Source organism: Rhodococcus sp. BP-160 (genome assembly GCF_019836205.1).
In the GTDB taxonomy this organism is placed as follows: domain Bacteria; phylum Actinomycetota; class Actinomycetes; order Mycobacteriales; family Mycobacteriaceae; genus Rhodococcoides.
This window is the reverse complement of record NZ_JABUEK010000001.1, coordinates 107,969-122,556: the sequence shown is the minus strand read 5'-3', so window position 1 is coordinate 122,556 and position 14,588 is coordinate 107,969. Positions and strand designations below refer to the sequence as shown.

The 14,588-nt window shown below is 68.3% G+C and carries 12 protein-coding genes; 7 read left to right on the top strand and 5 right to left on the bottom strand.

Going from position 1 to position 14,588, the window contains the following annotated elements; all coding sequences use genetic code 11:
* The first annotated feature begins 23 nt into the window (after positions 1-23).
* Both HQ306_RS00575 and nudC read left to right on the top strand, forming a co-directional pair.
* Positions 24-1,094, top strand: coding sequence for a TrkA family potassium uptake protein (locus tag HQ306_RS00575; protein ID WP_027506830.1), 1,071 nt, complete (start codon positions 24-26; stop codon positions 1,092-1,094).
* Between the two features lie 87 nt (positions 1,095-1,181).
* Positions 1,182-2,057, top strand: a complete 876-nt coding sequence (nudC, locus tag HQ306_RS00570; protein WP_222628483.1) for an NAD(+) diphosphatase — start codon at positions 1,182-1,184, stop codon at positions 2,055-2,057.
* Between the two features lie 20 nt (positions 2,058-2,077).
* On the opposite strand, the gene HQ306_RS00565 is transcribed toward nudC, so the two are convergent.
* Positions 2,078-2,305 carry a mycoredoxin gene (locus tag HQ306_RS00565; RefSeq protein ID WP_037186837.1) on the bottom strand — a complete coding sequence of 76 codons (228 nt, stop codon included), beginning with the start codon at positions 2,303-2,305 and terminating at the stop codon, positions 2,078-2,080.
* Positions 2,306-2,441: 136 nt separating this feature from the next.
* Here HQ306_RS00565 and HQ306_RS00560 point away from each other — a divergent pair, with 136 nt between their 5' ends.
* From HQ306_RS00560 to HQ306_RS00550, 3 genes are all read left to right on the top strand, one after another.
* Entirely contained in the window at positions 2,442-4,571 is a 2,130-nt protein-coding gene (locus HQ306_RS00560; RefSeq protein WP_222627081.1) for an ATP-dependent DNA helicase UvrD2, read from the top strand.
* Positions 4,572-4,660: 89 nt separating this feature from the next.
* Entirely contained in the window at positions 4,661-4,918 is a 258-nt protein-coding gene (locus tag HQ306_RS00555) for a hypothetical protein (protein WP_222627079.1), read from the top strand.
* A 151-nt stretch (positions 4,919-5,069) separates the two neighbouring features.
* Entirely contained in the window at positions 5,070-5,414 is a 345-nt protein-coding gene (locus tag HQ306_RS00550) for a WhiB family transcriptional regulator (protein ID WP_155957109.1), read from the top strand.
* 23 nt (positions 5,415-5,437) lie between these two features.
* Here the strand turns inward: HQ306_RS00550 and HQ306_RS00545 are convergent, their stop codons facing one another.
* The 3 genes from HQ306_RS00545 to HQ306_RS00535 form a co-directional block, all read right to left on the bottom strand.
* Complete coding sequence (locus HQ306_RS00545) at positions 5,438-6,748, bottom strand: AarF/ABC1/UbiB kinase family protein (protein WP_027506825.1); 1,311 nt, start codon at positions 6,746-6,748, stop codon at positions 5,438-5,440.
* A gap of 83 nt (positions 6,749-6,831) precedes the next feature.
* Positions 6,832-7,713, bottom strand: coding sequence for a hypothetical protein (locus HQ306_RS00540; RefSeq protein ID WP_222627077.1), 882 nt, complete (start codon positions 7,711-7,713; stop codon positions 6,832-6,834).
* A 123-nt stretch (positions 7,714-7,836) separates the two neighbouring features.
* On the bottom strand, positions 7,837-9,216 hold the full coding sequence (locus HQ306_RS00535) for a zinc-dependent metalloprotease (RefSeq protein WP_027506823.1): 1,380 nt from the start codon (positions 9,214-9,216) through the stop codon (positions 7,837-7,839).
* A 133-nt stretch (positions 9,217-9,349) separates the two neighbouring features.
* Between HQ306_RS00535 and HQ306_RS00530 the strand changes: the two genes are divergently transcribed.
* A complete protein-coding gene (locus HQ306_RS00530) occupies positions 9,350-10,375 on the top strand; it encodes a PDZ domain-containing protein (RefSeq protein WP_222627075.1) in 1,026 nt (341 codons plus the stop codon).
* A 17-nt stretch (positions 10,376-10,392) separates the two neighbouring features.
* Here the strand turns inward: HQ306_RS00530 and HQ306_RS00525 are convergent, their stop codons facing one another.
* Positions 10,393-11,031 (bottom strand): PPA1309 family protein, encoded by a 639-nt coding sequence (locus tag HQ306_RS00525; protein WP_231476446.1) that lies wholly within the window; start codon positions 11,029-11,031, stop codon positions 10,393-10,395.
* Between the two features lie 178 nt (positions 11,032-11,209).
* Between HQ306_RS00525 and HQ306_RS00520 the strand changes: the two genes are divergently transcribed.
* On the top strand, positions 11,210-14,206 hold the full coding sequence (locus HQ306_RS00520; RefSeq protein ID WP_222627073.1) for a UPF0182 family protein: 2,997 nt from the start codon (positions 11,210-11,212) through the stop codon (positions 14,204-14,206).
* Positions 14,207-14,588: the final 382 nt, after the last annotated feature.

Genomic DNA, 14,588 nt, shown 5'->3' with positions numbered 1-14,588 from the left:
AGCGACGGACGAGGACCACATTCATGGCAGGACGGTTGCGGAATCGGCTGCTGAACACCGACACCGGACTCACGGATCGCCCCGACTTCGCACTGGTGGGTGTCCTGCGGATCCCGGAGTTCGAGCAGAGCCCCTGGCGGGCGATCTACCAGCGCATCATCATCGCGCTCGCGACGCTCTTCGTGGCCGCCATGGTCGTCTACGTGGACCGGGACGGGTACGCCGACAACCAGGACAATCAGCTGTCCTTCCTCGACGCTTTCTATTACACGACCGTGTCGCTGTCGACCACCGGCTACGGCGACATCGCGCCCATCACCCCGTCCGCGCGCCTGGTGAACATCCTGGTCATCACGCCGCTGCGCGTCTTCTTCCTGATCCTGCTCGTCGGCACCACCCTGTCAGTGCTCACCGAACGTTCGCGCCAGGCGTTCAAGATTCAGCGATGGAGGCGCAACGTGCGCAATCACACCGTGGTCGTCGGGTACGGCACGAAGGGTCGCACCGCGATCGCCGCGATGCTCGGAGACGGGGTGTCGGCCTCGGACATCGTGGTCGTCGACACCGATCAGTCGTCCCTGGACGCGGCGAGCAACCTGGGCCTGGTGACCGTGCAGGGCTCGGCCACCCGGTCGGATGTCCTGCGCCTGACCGGTGCTCAGTACGCCGCGTCGATCATCGTCGCGACCAACCGGGACGACACCGCCGTGCTGGTGACGCTCACGGCGCGGGAGATCGCGCCCAAGGCGAAGATCGTGGCCGCGGTGCGCGAGGCGGAGAACGTGCATCTCCTGCGCCAGTCGGGCGCCGATTCCGTGGTGGTCTCCTCGGAGACCGCCGGGCGACTGCTGGGTATCGCGACGACCACGCCGAGCGTCGTGGAGATGATGGAGGACCTGCTGACCCCCGAGGCGGGCTTCGCGATCGCCGAGCGCGAGGTCGAACGCGACGAGGTCGGCGGATCGCCCCGCCACCTGTCGGACATCGTGCTCGGTGTGGTCCGTGACGGTCGTCTGGTGCGGGTCGGTTCGCCCGAGGTCGATGCGATCGAGGCGGACGACAGACTGCTCTACATCCGACGCGTCTCCAACTGACCAGCCGCACTGCGGTGCACCGGATCTGCCGCCGTCGGACCCGGTCAGTAGGGTCGTGACGTGTCCTTCCGACTTCTGTCCGAGCCCATGCTCTCGCGTTCCCCGATCGACCGCGCCGAGGAATTGCGTCGCGACGACGCGGCACTCGCCGCAGGGTGGCCCACCGCACGGCTGTTGCGCGTGGACAGTCAGGGTCGCGTGCCGGTCGAGGACGGTCGAGTGGCGCTCGTACCGGCCGTCGACACGGCGGACTCGCCGCCGGAGGACGCAGTGTTCCTGGGAGTCGTCGACGACCACCACGTCTGGGCGGTCTCCGTCTCCGCACTCGCCGGCGAGGTGACGGATCTGCGGTCGTTCGGCGACGTCCTCACGGAGTCGTCGGCGGGGCTGGTCGTGACGGCGGTGGCGTTGTTGAACTGGCACCGGTCAGCGGCGTTCAGTGCGCGCGACGGATCACCGACCGTGCTCTCGTCGGCGGGGTGGTCCCGCACCAGCACCATCACGGGCCACGAGGAGTGGCCTCGGTCCGACCCGGCGATCATCGTCCTCGTGCACGACGGGACGGACCGAGTCCTCCTCGCACGCCAGCCGATGTGGCCGGAGCGTCGGATGTCGGTGCTCGCCGGTTTCGTGGAGGCGGGGGAGTCGCTCGAAACGTGTGTGAGCCGCGAGGTGGGCGAGGAGGTCGGTCTCGACGTGTCCGACATCACCTATCTCGGCAGTCAACCCTGGCCGTTCCCGCGCTCGGTGATGATCGGGTTCGCGGCGCGCGCGAACGCTGCACAACCGCTGTCGTTCAACGACGGTGAGATCGCGGAGGCGCGATGGTTCACCCGTGACGAGGTACGCACCGCCCTCGCCGCCGGGGACTGGAGCGCCTCGGAGGACGCTCCGCTCCTACTTCCGGGAAGCATCTCCATTGCCCGCGCGATGGTGGAGTCGTGGGCGGCGCTCGAGTCCTGACGAACGCGAGCGCCCACGCCTCAGTTCAGGCCGATGGCCTTCTTGACCTGCGCGAGGCTGGGGTTGGTCGCAGTGGAACCGTCGGCGTACTTCAGAGTCGGCACGACGTGGTTTCCGTTGTTGACGCTCCCGACGAACTCGGCGGACGCGGGATCCTTCTCGATGTCGATCTCCGTGTAGGCGATGCCGTTCTCGTCGAGCTGCGTCTTGAGACGTCGGCAGTAGCCGCACCAGGTCGTCGAGTACATCGTCACTGCGGGCACGTGGGCTGTGTCTTTCTGCTGTGCTGTGGTCACGCAACTCTCAACGCGGAGTCATCGACGGTTGTTCCGATCGGGCGGTGGGCGCGCCGGCGGTGTCGGTGCGGGCTGACATGATGGCCACGTGAACGACAGGGATGCGGTGGAGGGTCTCGACCCCGAACAGTCGGCCGCCGTGCTCGCTCCGCGAGGCCCCGTGTGTGTGCTCGCGGGTGCAGGAACCGGCAAGACCAGGACGATCACCCGTCGCATCGCCCACCTCGTCGCGGACGGGCACGTCAAGCCGAGTCAGGTCCTCGCCGTCACGTTCACCGCGCGGGCTGCGGGGGAGATGCGCGAACGGCTCCGCGTCCTCGGTATCCGGGGGCAGTCGTCCGACGGGCAGGTGCAGGCGCGCACGTTCCATGCCGCCGCGATGCGGCAGCTCAAGTACTTCTGGCCGCAGGTCGTGGGAAACACGGACTGGCGTCTGCTGGATCGCAAGTTCGGCGTCGTCGGGCAGGCCGCCTCCGCTGCCGGCGTCTCGACGTCCACCGACAGTGTCCGCGACCTGGCGGGTGAGATCGAGTGGGCCAAGGCCTCGCTGATCGCGCCCGAGGACTATCCGGCCGCCGCCGCACGGCTGCACCGCGACACGCCGACCGACGCGGATCGTGTCGCCGCGGTCTACGAGGGTTACGAGGAACTCAAGAACCGCGATCCCGATGCTGTGCTCCTCGACTTCGACGATCTGCTGCTGCACACGGCGGCGGCGCTCGAGAACAGCCCGTCCGTCGCACAGGAGTTCCGCGAGCGGTACCGGTGCTTCGTCGTGGACGAGTACCAGGACGTCACTCCACTGCAGCAGCGTGTGTTGGACGCCTGGCTGGGCGATCGGGACGACCTGACGGTGGTCGGCGACGCCAACCAGACGATCTACTCCTTCACCGGGGCCACACCGCGGTTCCTGCTCGACTTCTCGCGGCGGTTCCCGGAGGCGACGGTGGTGCGCCTCGAGCGCGACTACCGGTCCACTCCGGAGGTCGTCGGGCTCGCCAACAAGGTCATCGGCGCGGCGAAGGGGCGCATCGCGGGGACACGGCTCCAGCTCATCGGACAGCGCGCGGCGGGACCGGACCCCACCTTCGTGGAGTACGACGACGAGGCGTCCGAGGCAGCGGGAGTCGCGCGCACCATTCAACGGTTGATCCGTACCGGCACGGCGCCGTCCGAGATCGCTGTGCTCTATCGCATCAACGCTCATTCCGAGGCGCACGAGAAGGCGCTGACGGATCTGGCAATTCCGTATCAGATCCGCGGCGGCGAGAGCTTCTTCCAGCGGCAGGACGTCCGGTCGGCCGTCGCCGCCGTTCGATCGAGCGCCGCCCGGGACGACCTGCCGTCCGACGCACGCAGCGGGGCCGGCCTGCCGCGGCTCGTGGAGGCGGTGCTGGCTCCACTGGGACTGTCGGCGACGGAACCCAACGGTGCTCAGGCGCGGGAGAAGTGGGCTGCGTTGCGGGCTCTCGTCGCGCTCACCGAGGATCTCGTCGTCCAGGTACCCGATCTCGATCTCGAGGGACTGGTGCGTGAGTTCGCGATGCGCGCGGAGGCTCGGCACCCTCCGGTGGTGGAGGGGGTGACGCTGGCGTCACTGCACGCCGCCAAGGGACTCGAATGGGACGCGGTCTTCCTCGTCGGTCTCACCGACGGCACGCTGCCCATCAGTCACGCTCTGGGAGACAACAACTCGTCGCCCGACGAGGCCGCGGTGGAGGAGGAGCGTCGCCTGTTGTACGTGGGTGTGACGCGCGCCAGGGAGCACCTCGAACTGTCCTGGGCGCTGGCCCGTAACGAGGGCGGTCGCAAGTCGCGTCGGCGTTCGCGGTTCCTGGTCGACCTAGTTCCCGAGTCGTCGCCCGCATCGCGCATCGCCGCACCCACCGTCCACAAGAAGCGGCCGGTCTGCCGTGTGTGCGGCAAGCCCGTCATCGGCACGGTGGCCACCATGCTCGGCCGGTGTGAGAACTGCCCGTCCGACGTCGACATCGCTCTGCTCGAATCCCTGCGGACCTGGCGGTCGGAGACGTCGAAGGCGCTCAAGGTTCCTGCCTACGTGGTCTTCAGCGACAACACGCTGACCGCCATCGCGGAGCAACGGCCACGCGACGATCGCGGGCTCGTCGCGATCCCGGGTATCGGGGCGAAGAAGCTCGAGCGGTTCGGAGCCGACGTCTTGGCGCTCGTCGACGCCCGTCTCTCCGCCACCGAGTGAGCGCATCTCCGCAGGTCGAAAAAGGGTTGTGCGGTCTGAGGCAGCCGTTTACTGTGTATTTCGTACCGCGCGCCCCGTGAGGGTTTCCGGTGCGTGACCTGCTCGATTCCGACTCGCCGCCGAAGGAGGTGTCACCCGTGGAGATCTACACCACCGCAGCGCTTCTGCAGCAGAAGTCTGCCGTCTGCAGCACCGGCATGAACAAAGCCGGCGCAGGCGCAGTCGCCGAAGCAATCGCACTGAGCACGAACGGTTTCGGAGTGGCACCCTTGCCGCGCCGTCACCGCGAGCGCTGGGCGCATCGCGCATCCGTGGGCACCGGAGTCGATCGGGACATCACTCGATAGGCACCGCACAGCATTCCTTCGTCGAAGGCCACGGATTCGCACCTGCGAACCGTGGCCTTCGTCGTGGGACACCCCTCGACGCCGTTCACGGATCTCGCCAGATCTGTCGAGTTCGACACCACCGTGAATCGCAGCAGAAGAGGAGAACGACGTGTCACCCGCCACCACCCGGACGACATGCCGCACCGACGACACCACGACCGACCGGTCCGTGGCCGCCATCGACGACTTCGTCGCAGATCAGTTGCCGTGCCGCCGAGCCGATCCGGATCTCTGGTTCGCCGAGTCGCCCGACCGTCTCGAACGCGCCAAGCAGCTGTGCGCACACTGCCCCATCAGGTCGGGGTGCCTCGACGCGGCGCTCGACCGTGCCGAGCCGTGGGGAGTGTGGGGCGGCGAGATCTTCGATCAGGGAGTCGTCATCGCGCGCAAGCGGTCTCGCGGCCGTCCCCGCAAGAACCCGGTTTCACCCGCACCGTCCGTCGTCTGTGCTTGACGGTCGGTGCGGGTGTCGCCCGGCTACTCGGCGAACCCGGGCATCCACTCGGTGAGAATCGCCATGTACGGAGCATTCGCGTCGAGCTGGGCGCAGATGCCCACCGATCCCAGGAGAACGCGGAAGATCACCGCGTACCGCGGCGGCAGATTGAGGGACCGGGCCGTACGGAACTGCGGACCGTTGAAGTCCGCGGCCTTGCCTGCCGTGCCCTGCAGCCACTTTCGAGTGAAGTGGAACGACTCGGTCTTGATCGGATCGGTGAAGGGGCGGAGATAGTCGGCGATCTCCTGCTCGGTGACCTCGCGGCCGGGAATCACGAATCCCGTCTCGCGCAGCAGTTCCGTCAGCTCGTCGAACTCCTCGTCGCGCGAGAGTCGCACCATCCGACCGAGTTCCGGGGGCAGACCGTCGGGGAGAGTGAGGCACGCACCGAAGTCGATGACGCCGAGCCTGCCGTCGGCGAGCAACTTGAAGTTGCCGGGGTGCGGATCGCCGTGGATGCGGCGGACGCGCTCCGCCGATTCGAAGTGGAAGCGGGCCAGGTTCTCGCCGGCGGTGTTGCGCTGCTCCGCGGTTCCGGTGGCGATGACGGAGGAGAGGGACGTTCCTTCCATCCACTCCGTGATGACCACCTTGGGAGCACTCGCCACGACACGAGGCACGGCGAATCTTTCGTCCCCGTCGTAGACCGCGGCGAACGCACGCTGGTTCTCGCCTTCGATCCGGTAGTCGAGTTCCTCCTCCGTGCGCGCCGACATCTCGTCGAGGACGGCCTTCACGTCGGTTCCCGGCACGATGGTGCCGAGGATGCCGACGAAACGCGACAGCGTCTTGAGGTCGGCCTTCAGCGCCTCGTCCGCACCCGGGTACTGGATCTTGACCGCCACGTCGCGACCGTCGGACCAAGTCGCTCTGTGCACCTGCCCGATGGAGGCCGACGCGGTGGCCGTGTCGTCGAAGTCGGAGATGCGCGAGCGCCACCCGGTGCCGAGCTGTTGATCCATCACCCGATGGACCGTCGCGATCGGCATCGGGGGCGCCTCGGCCTGCAGCTTGGTCAGCGCCTCGCGGTAGGGCTCTGCCATCTCCTCGGGTACGGCCGCCTCCATGACGCTGAGAGCCTGACCCAACTTCATCGCTCCGCCCTTGAGTTCGCCGAGGACGGCGAACATCTGCTGGGCGGCCTTGGCGCTGAGTTCGGCGTCGATCTCCGCACGATTTCCGCCCGCGAGTTTGCGTCCGAAGCCCATCGCTGCGCGGCCTGCCATCCCGAGGGGGATGCTGGCCAGCTTGGCTGTCCGGGCGGAACTGCTGCGGGGGATGTCGGGCATGACTCCATCATGTCTGACGATCGGCCGACGCGCCGCGACCGGTCGAGACCCGGCCGCGCATCCGTGACACGTCACACCGTCCGTCACCGACGAGCGCAGGTGCACAACAGGTGACGCGGCCATCGTCGACGGCGGGTGGCCGCGGCGACGAGGTCCACCTCCAGGCTGTGCCCGACGGTCATCGGTGCGGGCGAGTCCGCGTGTGCGTCGAGGAACTCGGTGACCTGCGCGACCGCGAACGCCGCGGTGGCGGCGATGGTGGCGCCGCTCGCGGACCCGACGGTGCCGAGGAGCTGCGCGGCGAGGTGCGGCCACTCCCGGTCGTAGTCGCACCGCGTCAGCTCGACGCACTCGAGGCAGGGCGTGTGTCCGGGAAGGACTAGCGGTCCCACCACGCCGACGCCGTCGCGCAGCCGCACGGGAAGGTGCGGGATGCCGTCGTCCATGAGCACCCGGGAGACCTCGGGGGCACAGAGCACGGTGTCCGCCACGACCACGCAGTCGACGTCCGCGTGTCTGTGGGGGAGCGACACGTGCCGGCGCTGGACGCGGCCCGTCGGGGACAACCCGATGGACACCGCATCCGACAGGGGACCGCGTCCCAGAACGAGGACCGTGCGGACGGCGGACGACCGCGGACGACGACGTCCGAGCACGCCCAGTCGTTCGAGTTCGGCCTGCACCGCGGTGAGCACTGCCGCGTCCACGCCGAGTTCGGCTGCACGCCAGTACACGTCGGGTATCGACCGTCGTCCGTCCAGGAGACGCAGCACCGAGGCCATGACGGCCGGCGTCACGCCGTCCGGCGGGGTGAGGACCACCCGGCGCTCGGGATGCCAGCCGACCTGCAGCCGACCGTCTCGGCGCACGAGGAGCGTGACCGACTCGGCCAGGTGCGGGAGGCCGTCCCGGTCGGCGCGCGTGCGGGCGATCTCGGGCGAGCTCGCGTGGCGTGTCTCCGTCATCCGCAGACGATGGCACGCCCCACACTGCGGACGGGGGTGTCTCGCGCCGTTTGTCCACAGGCGTACGACGCTCAGAGCTGCGACGCAGTCACGCGGGCGCCGGGAAGTCCCAGGTCGGCGGAATCAGACGGGGGCGGGGCCCTCGTCGTCTCCCTCGGCCTTCTTCTCGGCCGCGCGCTTGCGCTCGAACTCCTCGAGCTGCGCGATGGGGTCGTCGAAGGACCCGGTGTCCCCGCCCACGATGCGATCGATGAAGGACGACGAGTCGTCGAGGTCCGCGGTGTCGGGCAGCAGATCGGGGTGGGCCCACACACCGTCGCGGCCGTCGATACCTGCAGCGTCGGTCAGTCGACGCCACAGATCGGCTGCTTCACGCACCTTGCGCGGCCGCAATTCGAGGCCGATGAGCGTCGCGAAGGTCTGCTCGGCCGGGCCGCCGGACGCGCGACGGCGCCGCATCGTCTCCGACAGCGCGGACGCTCCCGGCAGCCGCTCGCCCAGAGCGGTGGTCACCACCGTGTCCACCCACCCCTCGACGAGGGCCAGCAGTGTCTCGAGGCGCTCCAGGGCCGCCTTCTGCTCCGGGGTCGTCTGCGGCTCGAACGCACCCTGCTGCAGGATCTTCTCCAGCTGGCTCGGGTCGGTGAGCGCGGACGGATCGATACCGCGGGCCGCTTCCTCGATGGCACCGAAGTCCATCCGGATGCCGCGCGCGTACTCCTCGACGGTGGCCAGAACGCGCTGACGCAGCCACGGCACGTGCGAGTAGAGACGGTGGTGGGCGACCTCGCGCGCGGCGAGGAACACGAGCACCTCGCGCTCGGGCAGTTCGGTGCCCTCGCTGAACACCGCGACGGCGTCGGGAAGCAGCGCCGCAGTGTCCGACGGGCCGAGCGGCAGGCCGATGTCGGTCGAGGTGAGGACCTCCTTGGCCAGCTGGCCCAATGCCTGGCCCAGCTGTGAGCCGAACGCCATGCCGCCCATCTGACCGAGCATGCCGATCATCGGACCGACCATCTGTTGCGCCTCCGGCGGCAACGCGGAGGTCCACATGCCGGAGATCTGCTCGGCGACGGGATCGCACAACCGCTTCCACGTGTCGAGCGTGTTGTCCAACCATTCCTGCGGAGTCCACGCCTCGGTGCGCACCGCGCCGGCCGGGAGGATGGTGGCCTCGTTCAGCCACTGCTCCGCCAGGTGCGCCGCGTCGACGACGGCGGACTTCGATCCCTCCCGCACGGGGGTGGTCGACCCGATCTGCTGGAGGGCCAGCTTCTTCGCCAGGTCGTAGTTCACCGGTCCGGACGTGGCACCGGATCCCATCCCGCTGAACATCTGACCCATCTGCGTGAACATCTGGCCGAGCGCCGCCGGATCGAAACCCTCGGCGCCGAAACCGAATCCGCCGGCACCACCTCCGGGCGTGCCGGAGCCGCCGCTCGACCCCTCGTTCTTGTCCGGGTCGTCGTCGGAATTGGAGAATCCGAAAGGCGTGTTGGTCATGGTTCAACGGTACAAGCCGAACACGGGTTCGGCGGCGATGCCGAGTGCGCCGAGCGCGAACACAGCGACGCCGCGGGCGACGTCGACGCGTCTCCCCGACAGCGTTGACGGTGTCGTTCTCTACTGTGGTGACGTGAATCGAAGGATCGCGACGCTCCTGGTCGCTCTGTTGCCGGTGGTCGTCCTCGGAGTTCTGGGATCTGCGGTCACCGTTCCGTTCGCGGCCCTCGGGCCCGGACCGACGTTCGACACACTCGGTGAGGTGGACGGCAAGCCCGTCGTGGACGTCCAGGGCACCGACGTCGATCGGCCGTCCGGCCACCTGAACATGACGACCGTGGCGGTGCGGGACGAGTTGACGGTGTTCGACGCTCTCGGCCTCTGGCTCAGCGGCAGGCAGGGGTTGGTCCCGCGCGACGAGATTTACCCGCCCGATCGCAGCCGAGAAGAGGTCGAGAACGCCAACCAGGCCGACTTCGCGGAATCCGAGGACAGTGCGGAACTCGCAGCCCTGGATCACCTCGGACTGCCCACGGTGCTCACGGTCGCGCAGATCGGCGACGACAGTCCCGCGGCGGGCGTCCTCGAGGAGGGTGACCGGGTGACCGCGATCGACGGCGTGCCCGTGTCCACTGTGGCCGACGTCCAGAAGGCTGTCGGTGCCGTGAATCCCGGCACGACCATCTCGGTGGACGTCACGCGGGACGGCGCGACGACGACGGAGAACGTCACCGTCGCCGCCCGTCCGGACGACGCCGAGCGCGGCTATCTCGGCATCACCCCGGAGGAGACACCGGACGTGCCGTTCACCGTGGAGTTCAATCTCGCCGACGTCGGCGGCCCGTCCGCCGGACTGATGTTCTCGCTGGCGGTGGTGGACAAGCTCAGTCCCGGCGACCTCAGCGGCGGTGCCTTCGTCGCCGGCACAGGAACGATCGACGCCGACGGCGCGGTGGGTCCCATCGGCGGCATCCCGTACAAGTTGGTCGCCGCACGCGAGGCCGGCGCGACGATCTTCCTCGTTCCCGCGGACAACTGCGCCGAGGCGGCGCCGCGGACGCCGGAGGGGCTACGCCTGGTGAAGGTTACGAGCCTGGACGATGCGATCGGGTCGCTCGACGCGCTGGCCGGTGGGGGAGACGCCCCGTCCTGCTCGTGACGATCCGGGTGCGAACGCTAGTAGTCCTCGTCCTCGGGATCCGCGTCGAGCGTGGCGTGCAGCGCCGCGACGACGTTCGGTGCCAGGTTCTCGTAGGTCAGTAGCTCCGGCGCCTCGTCGAAACTGCTGTCGTCCTCGTTCTCGGGACGCAGCTGCAGCAGGGCGATGGACGGACCGTCCCGAAGTACGGCGACGATGAGCCGCCCGTCGCGCCGGTCGGGGTGCTCCTCGGCCGTGAGGCGCGCGGCCTGGTCCGCCGCGTCGCGATCCGCCAGGAGCGGAGCGAGGGCGCTGTCGAGATCCGATTCGGCCTCGGGCGGCAGAACGACGATTTCCTCGACCAGTGCGCACCCGGCGACCGAGGCCGGCCAGGTGGTCGTGCCGAGGAACTCGTCGAGCGCGTGCGATCCGCCCGCGACGTCGGCGGGCAGCCGCTCCTGGGCGACAGGGGTCAGGTCGGCGCCGTCCTCGAGCTGGTCGAGCAGGCTGGGCTCCGCGGCCGCCAGATCCTCGGTCGGGACCAACGCGAACAACTGAGGCCCCTGGTCCCACCCGCCGGCGTCCACGTAGTCGACGACCTCGCGCACACAGCGGGCGAGGGCGCGTTCGGCGCGGGCGTCCCCGGATTCGGGATCGAACCACTCGCTCCCGGTCACGATGCATCCTCGTTGTCACTCACCGCTCCATCCTCGCATCGAGGGCTAGAGTCGTGGACGTCGCCACGGCGGGACACTCCGCGTTCGAGGGTGTCCGTACAGTGGTCGAAAACGGACATGTGGTGTCGTCACGGTGGTGTCACGAGGCGACGGCGCGCGAGATCTTGGAGTGTGGCACGTGGGCATGAGGCCCCCAACCGGTTTACCGTCGTTGTCGAGACGGAGCCGTACGTTACTGGTCCTGGCGTTGGTTCTGGCCGCGCTGTTGCTCATCGGTCCCCGGTTGGTGGACACGTACACGGACTGGTTGTGGTTCGGGGAGGTCGGCTTCCGCAACGTCTTCACGACGGTGCTCCTCACTCGCGTGATCACGTTCCTCGTCGTCGCTCTGTTGGTGGGCGGCACGGTGTTCGGTGCACTCACCGTCGCCTACCGGTCGCGTCCGGTCTTCGTGCCCACGGCCGGACCGAACGATCCCATCGCTCGCTACCGCACCACCGTCATGTCGCGTCTGCGCGTGTTCGGTATCGGCATCCCGGTCGTCATCGGCCTGCTCTCCGGCCTTGTCGCACAGGGCAACTGGGTCACGGTGCAGATGTTCCTGCACGGTGGTTCCTTCGGCGTGCAGGATCCGCAGTTCAACCTGGACGTCGGCTTCTACGCCTTCGATCTACCGTTCTACCGGTCGATCCTCAACTGGCTCTTCGTCGCCGTCGTCATCGCCTTCTTCGCGGCGCTGGTCACGCACTACATCTTCGGCGGCCTGCGCCTCAGCGGCCGCGAGGGTGCGCTGACCAAGTCGGCGCGCATCCAGTTGGCCGTGCTCGCCGGCACCTTCGTCGTCCTCAAGGCGGTGGCGTACTGGTTCGATCGTTACGCACTGTTGTCGAGCAGCCGTAAGGAGCCCACGTTCACGGGCCCCGGCTTCACCGACATCAACGCCGTCCTGCCCGCGAAGCTCATCCTGCTGGCCATCGCTGTCATCTGTGCGGGTGCCTTCTTCGCGGCGATCTTCCTGCGCGATCTGCGGATCCCGGCACTCGCCACCGCACTTCTCGTCCTGTCGTCGATTCTCGTCGGCGCCGTCTGGCCGTTGGTCGTCGAGCAGTTCTCGGTGCGCCCCAACGCTGCAGACAAGGAGCGGGCGTACATCGAACGGAACATCGAGGCCACCCGAGCCGCCTACGGCATCACGGACGACACCGTGACCTACGAGGACTACACGGGCGTCGGTTCCGCATCGCCTCGGGACGTCCCCGCGGACCAGACCACCATCGCCAACACCCGTCTGCTCGATCCGAACGTGCTCTCGCGCACCTTCACCCAGCAGCAGCAGCTCAAGAACTTCTACGGGTTCCCGTCCACGTTGGACGTCGACCGCTACGAGATCGACGGGCAGCTCCAGGACTACATCGTCGCGGCGCGTGAGCTGTCCCCCAACAGCCTCACCGGTAACCAGACCGACTGGATCAACCGGCACACGGTGTACACGCACGGCAACGGTTTCGTGGCGGCCCCGGCCAACCGCGTGAACGCCGCCGTGCAGGACGCGACGAGCACCGAGTCGAACAGCAACTCCGGGTACCCGATCTACACCGTCAGCGACCTCGCGTCGCAGGCCGCGGACGACCAGGTCATTCCGGTGGAGCAGCCCCGCATCTACTACGGCGAGGTCATCGCGTCGTCCAACCCCGACTACGCCATCGTCGGTGGCAGCGAAGGCTCGGACGGCCGCGAGTACGACACCGACACCTCGCGCTACACCTACACCGGTTCGGGTGGCGTCGGCATCGGCAACTGGTTCAACCGGTTGGCGTTCGCGGCGAAGTACACCGAACGCAACATCCTCTTCTCGGGCGCCATCGGCGACGACTCGAAGATCATCTTCAACCGCGATCCTCGTGAGCGCGTGCAGAAGGTCGCACCGTGGCTGACCGCGGACGGCAACTCCTACCCGGCCGTGGTCGGTGGAAAGATCGTCTGGATCGTCGACGCGTACACCACGCTGGACCAGTACCCCTACGCGCAGCGCAGTTCGCTCGAGGGACTGGTGCAAGACAGCATCGACGCCAACACCGGTCGACTGCTTCCGCGTGACGAGGTGTCCTACATCCGCAACTCGGTCAAGGCCACCGTCGACGCCTACGACGGGTCCGTGAACCTGTACCAGGTGGACGACAACGATCCCGTCCTCGCCGCGTGGATGGGCGCGTTCCCGGGTGCGGTCCAGCCCGAGTCGGCGATCTCCGACGAACTGCGTCAGCACTTCCGCTACCCCGAGGACCTGTTCAAGGTCCAGCGCGAGATGCTCGCCAAGTACCACGTCAACGATCCCGGCGAGTTCTTCACCAACAACGCGTTCTGGTCGGTTCCCAGTGACCCGACCGTCGAGGGTGGCACCAACCTCAACCAGCCGCCGTACTACGTCCTGATCGGTGATCCGGACACGGGCCAGCCGTCGTTCAGGTTGACCAGTGCGATGGTGGGCTTCAACCGAGAGCTGTTGTCCGCGTACATCTCCGTGCGCTCCGATCCGGAAGGTTACGGCGAGTTCACGGTGCTGCAGTTGCCCACCGACACGCAGACTCAGGGTCCGCAGCAGGCGCAGAACTCGATGACGTCGGACACCCGTGTGGCGTCGGACCGAACGCTGCTGCAGCAGTCCAACAGGATCCAATACGGCAACCTGCTGACACTGCCCATCGCCAACGGCGGAATCCTGTACGTCGAGCCGCTGTACACCGAGCGCAACACGACGAACACCTCCACGTTCCCGCAGTTGTCTCGCGTACTCGTGAGCTATCGCGAGCCGGGTGCAGGCGGCGGTGTCCGCGTCGGGTACGCGGCGACGCTGGCCGAGGCACTGGACCAGGTGTTCGGTTCCGGTACGGGCAGCGTGGCGACCGCGCCGGGCGGTGAGGCGACAGAGCCGCAGCCGGACAACGGCTCGTCGACCGGCACCACCCCGGCACCCACCGAGGGGTCTGCCACCACGCCTCCGTCCACGTCGGCCGCACCCGCTACGCCCGTCGACCGGACGGCGGCGGTGAACAACCTCAACAGTGCGCTGGCAGCAGTGCGGACCGCGCAGCAGTCGGGTGACTTCGCCCAGCTCGGTACCGCGTTCGACAACCTGCAGCGCGCGATCGACCAGTACAACAGCACCGGGGGATAGTCGGCCCGGTAGTCACGACCGAAGCCCCGTCACTCGTCACGAGTGGCGGGGCTTCGTCGTGAGCGCGGGTCGTTGTGTTCGGGTCGTTGCGCGCGGGTTCCAGCGCCCCGCACGCGTTGCCGCCGGCGGGTGGGGGTGTGCGGCTTGTGCGACGTGTGCGGATGGCAGTGTTGGTATCGGGGAGCCGGGTTGCGGGGGAGCCGCTGCGTCGACCCGCACGGGTTCCAGCGCCCCGCACGCGTTGTCGCCGGCGGGTGGGGGTGCGCGGCTAAGGAAACGTGTGCGGATCGCCTGCGCCGACGACGGGGCCGGGGCGTGGCCGGGTGTGGGGGAGCCGCCGCGTCGACCCGCACGGATTCCAGCACCCCGCACCCCTTCCCGC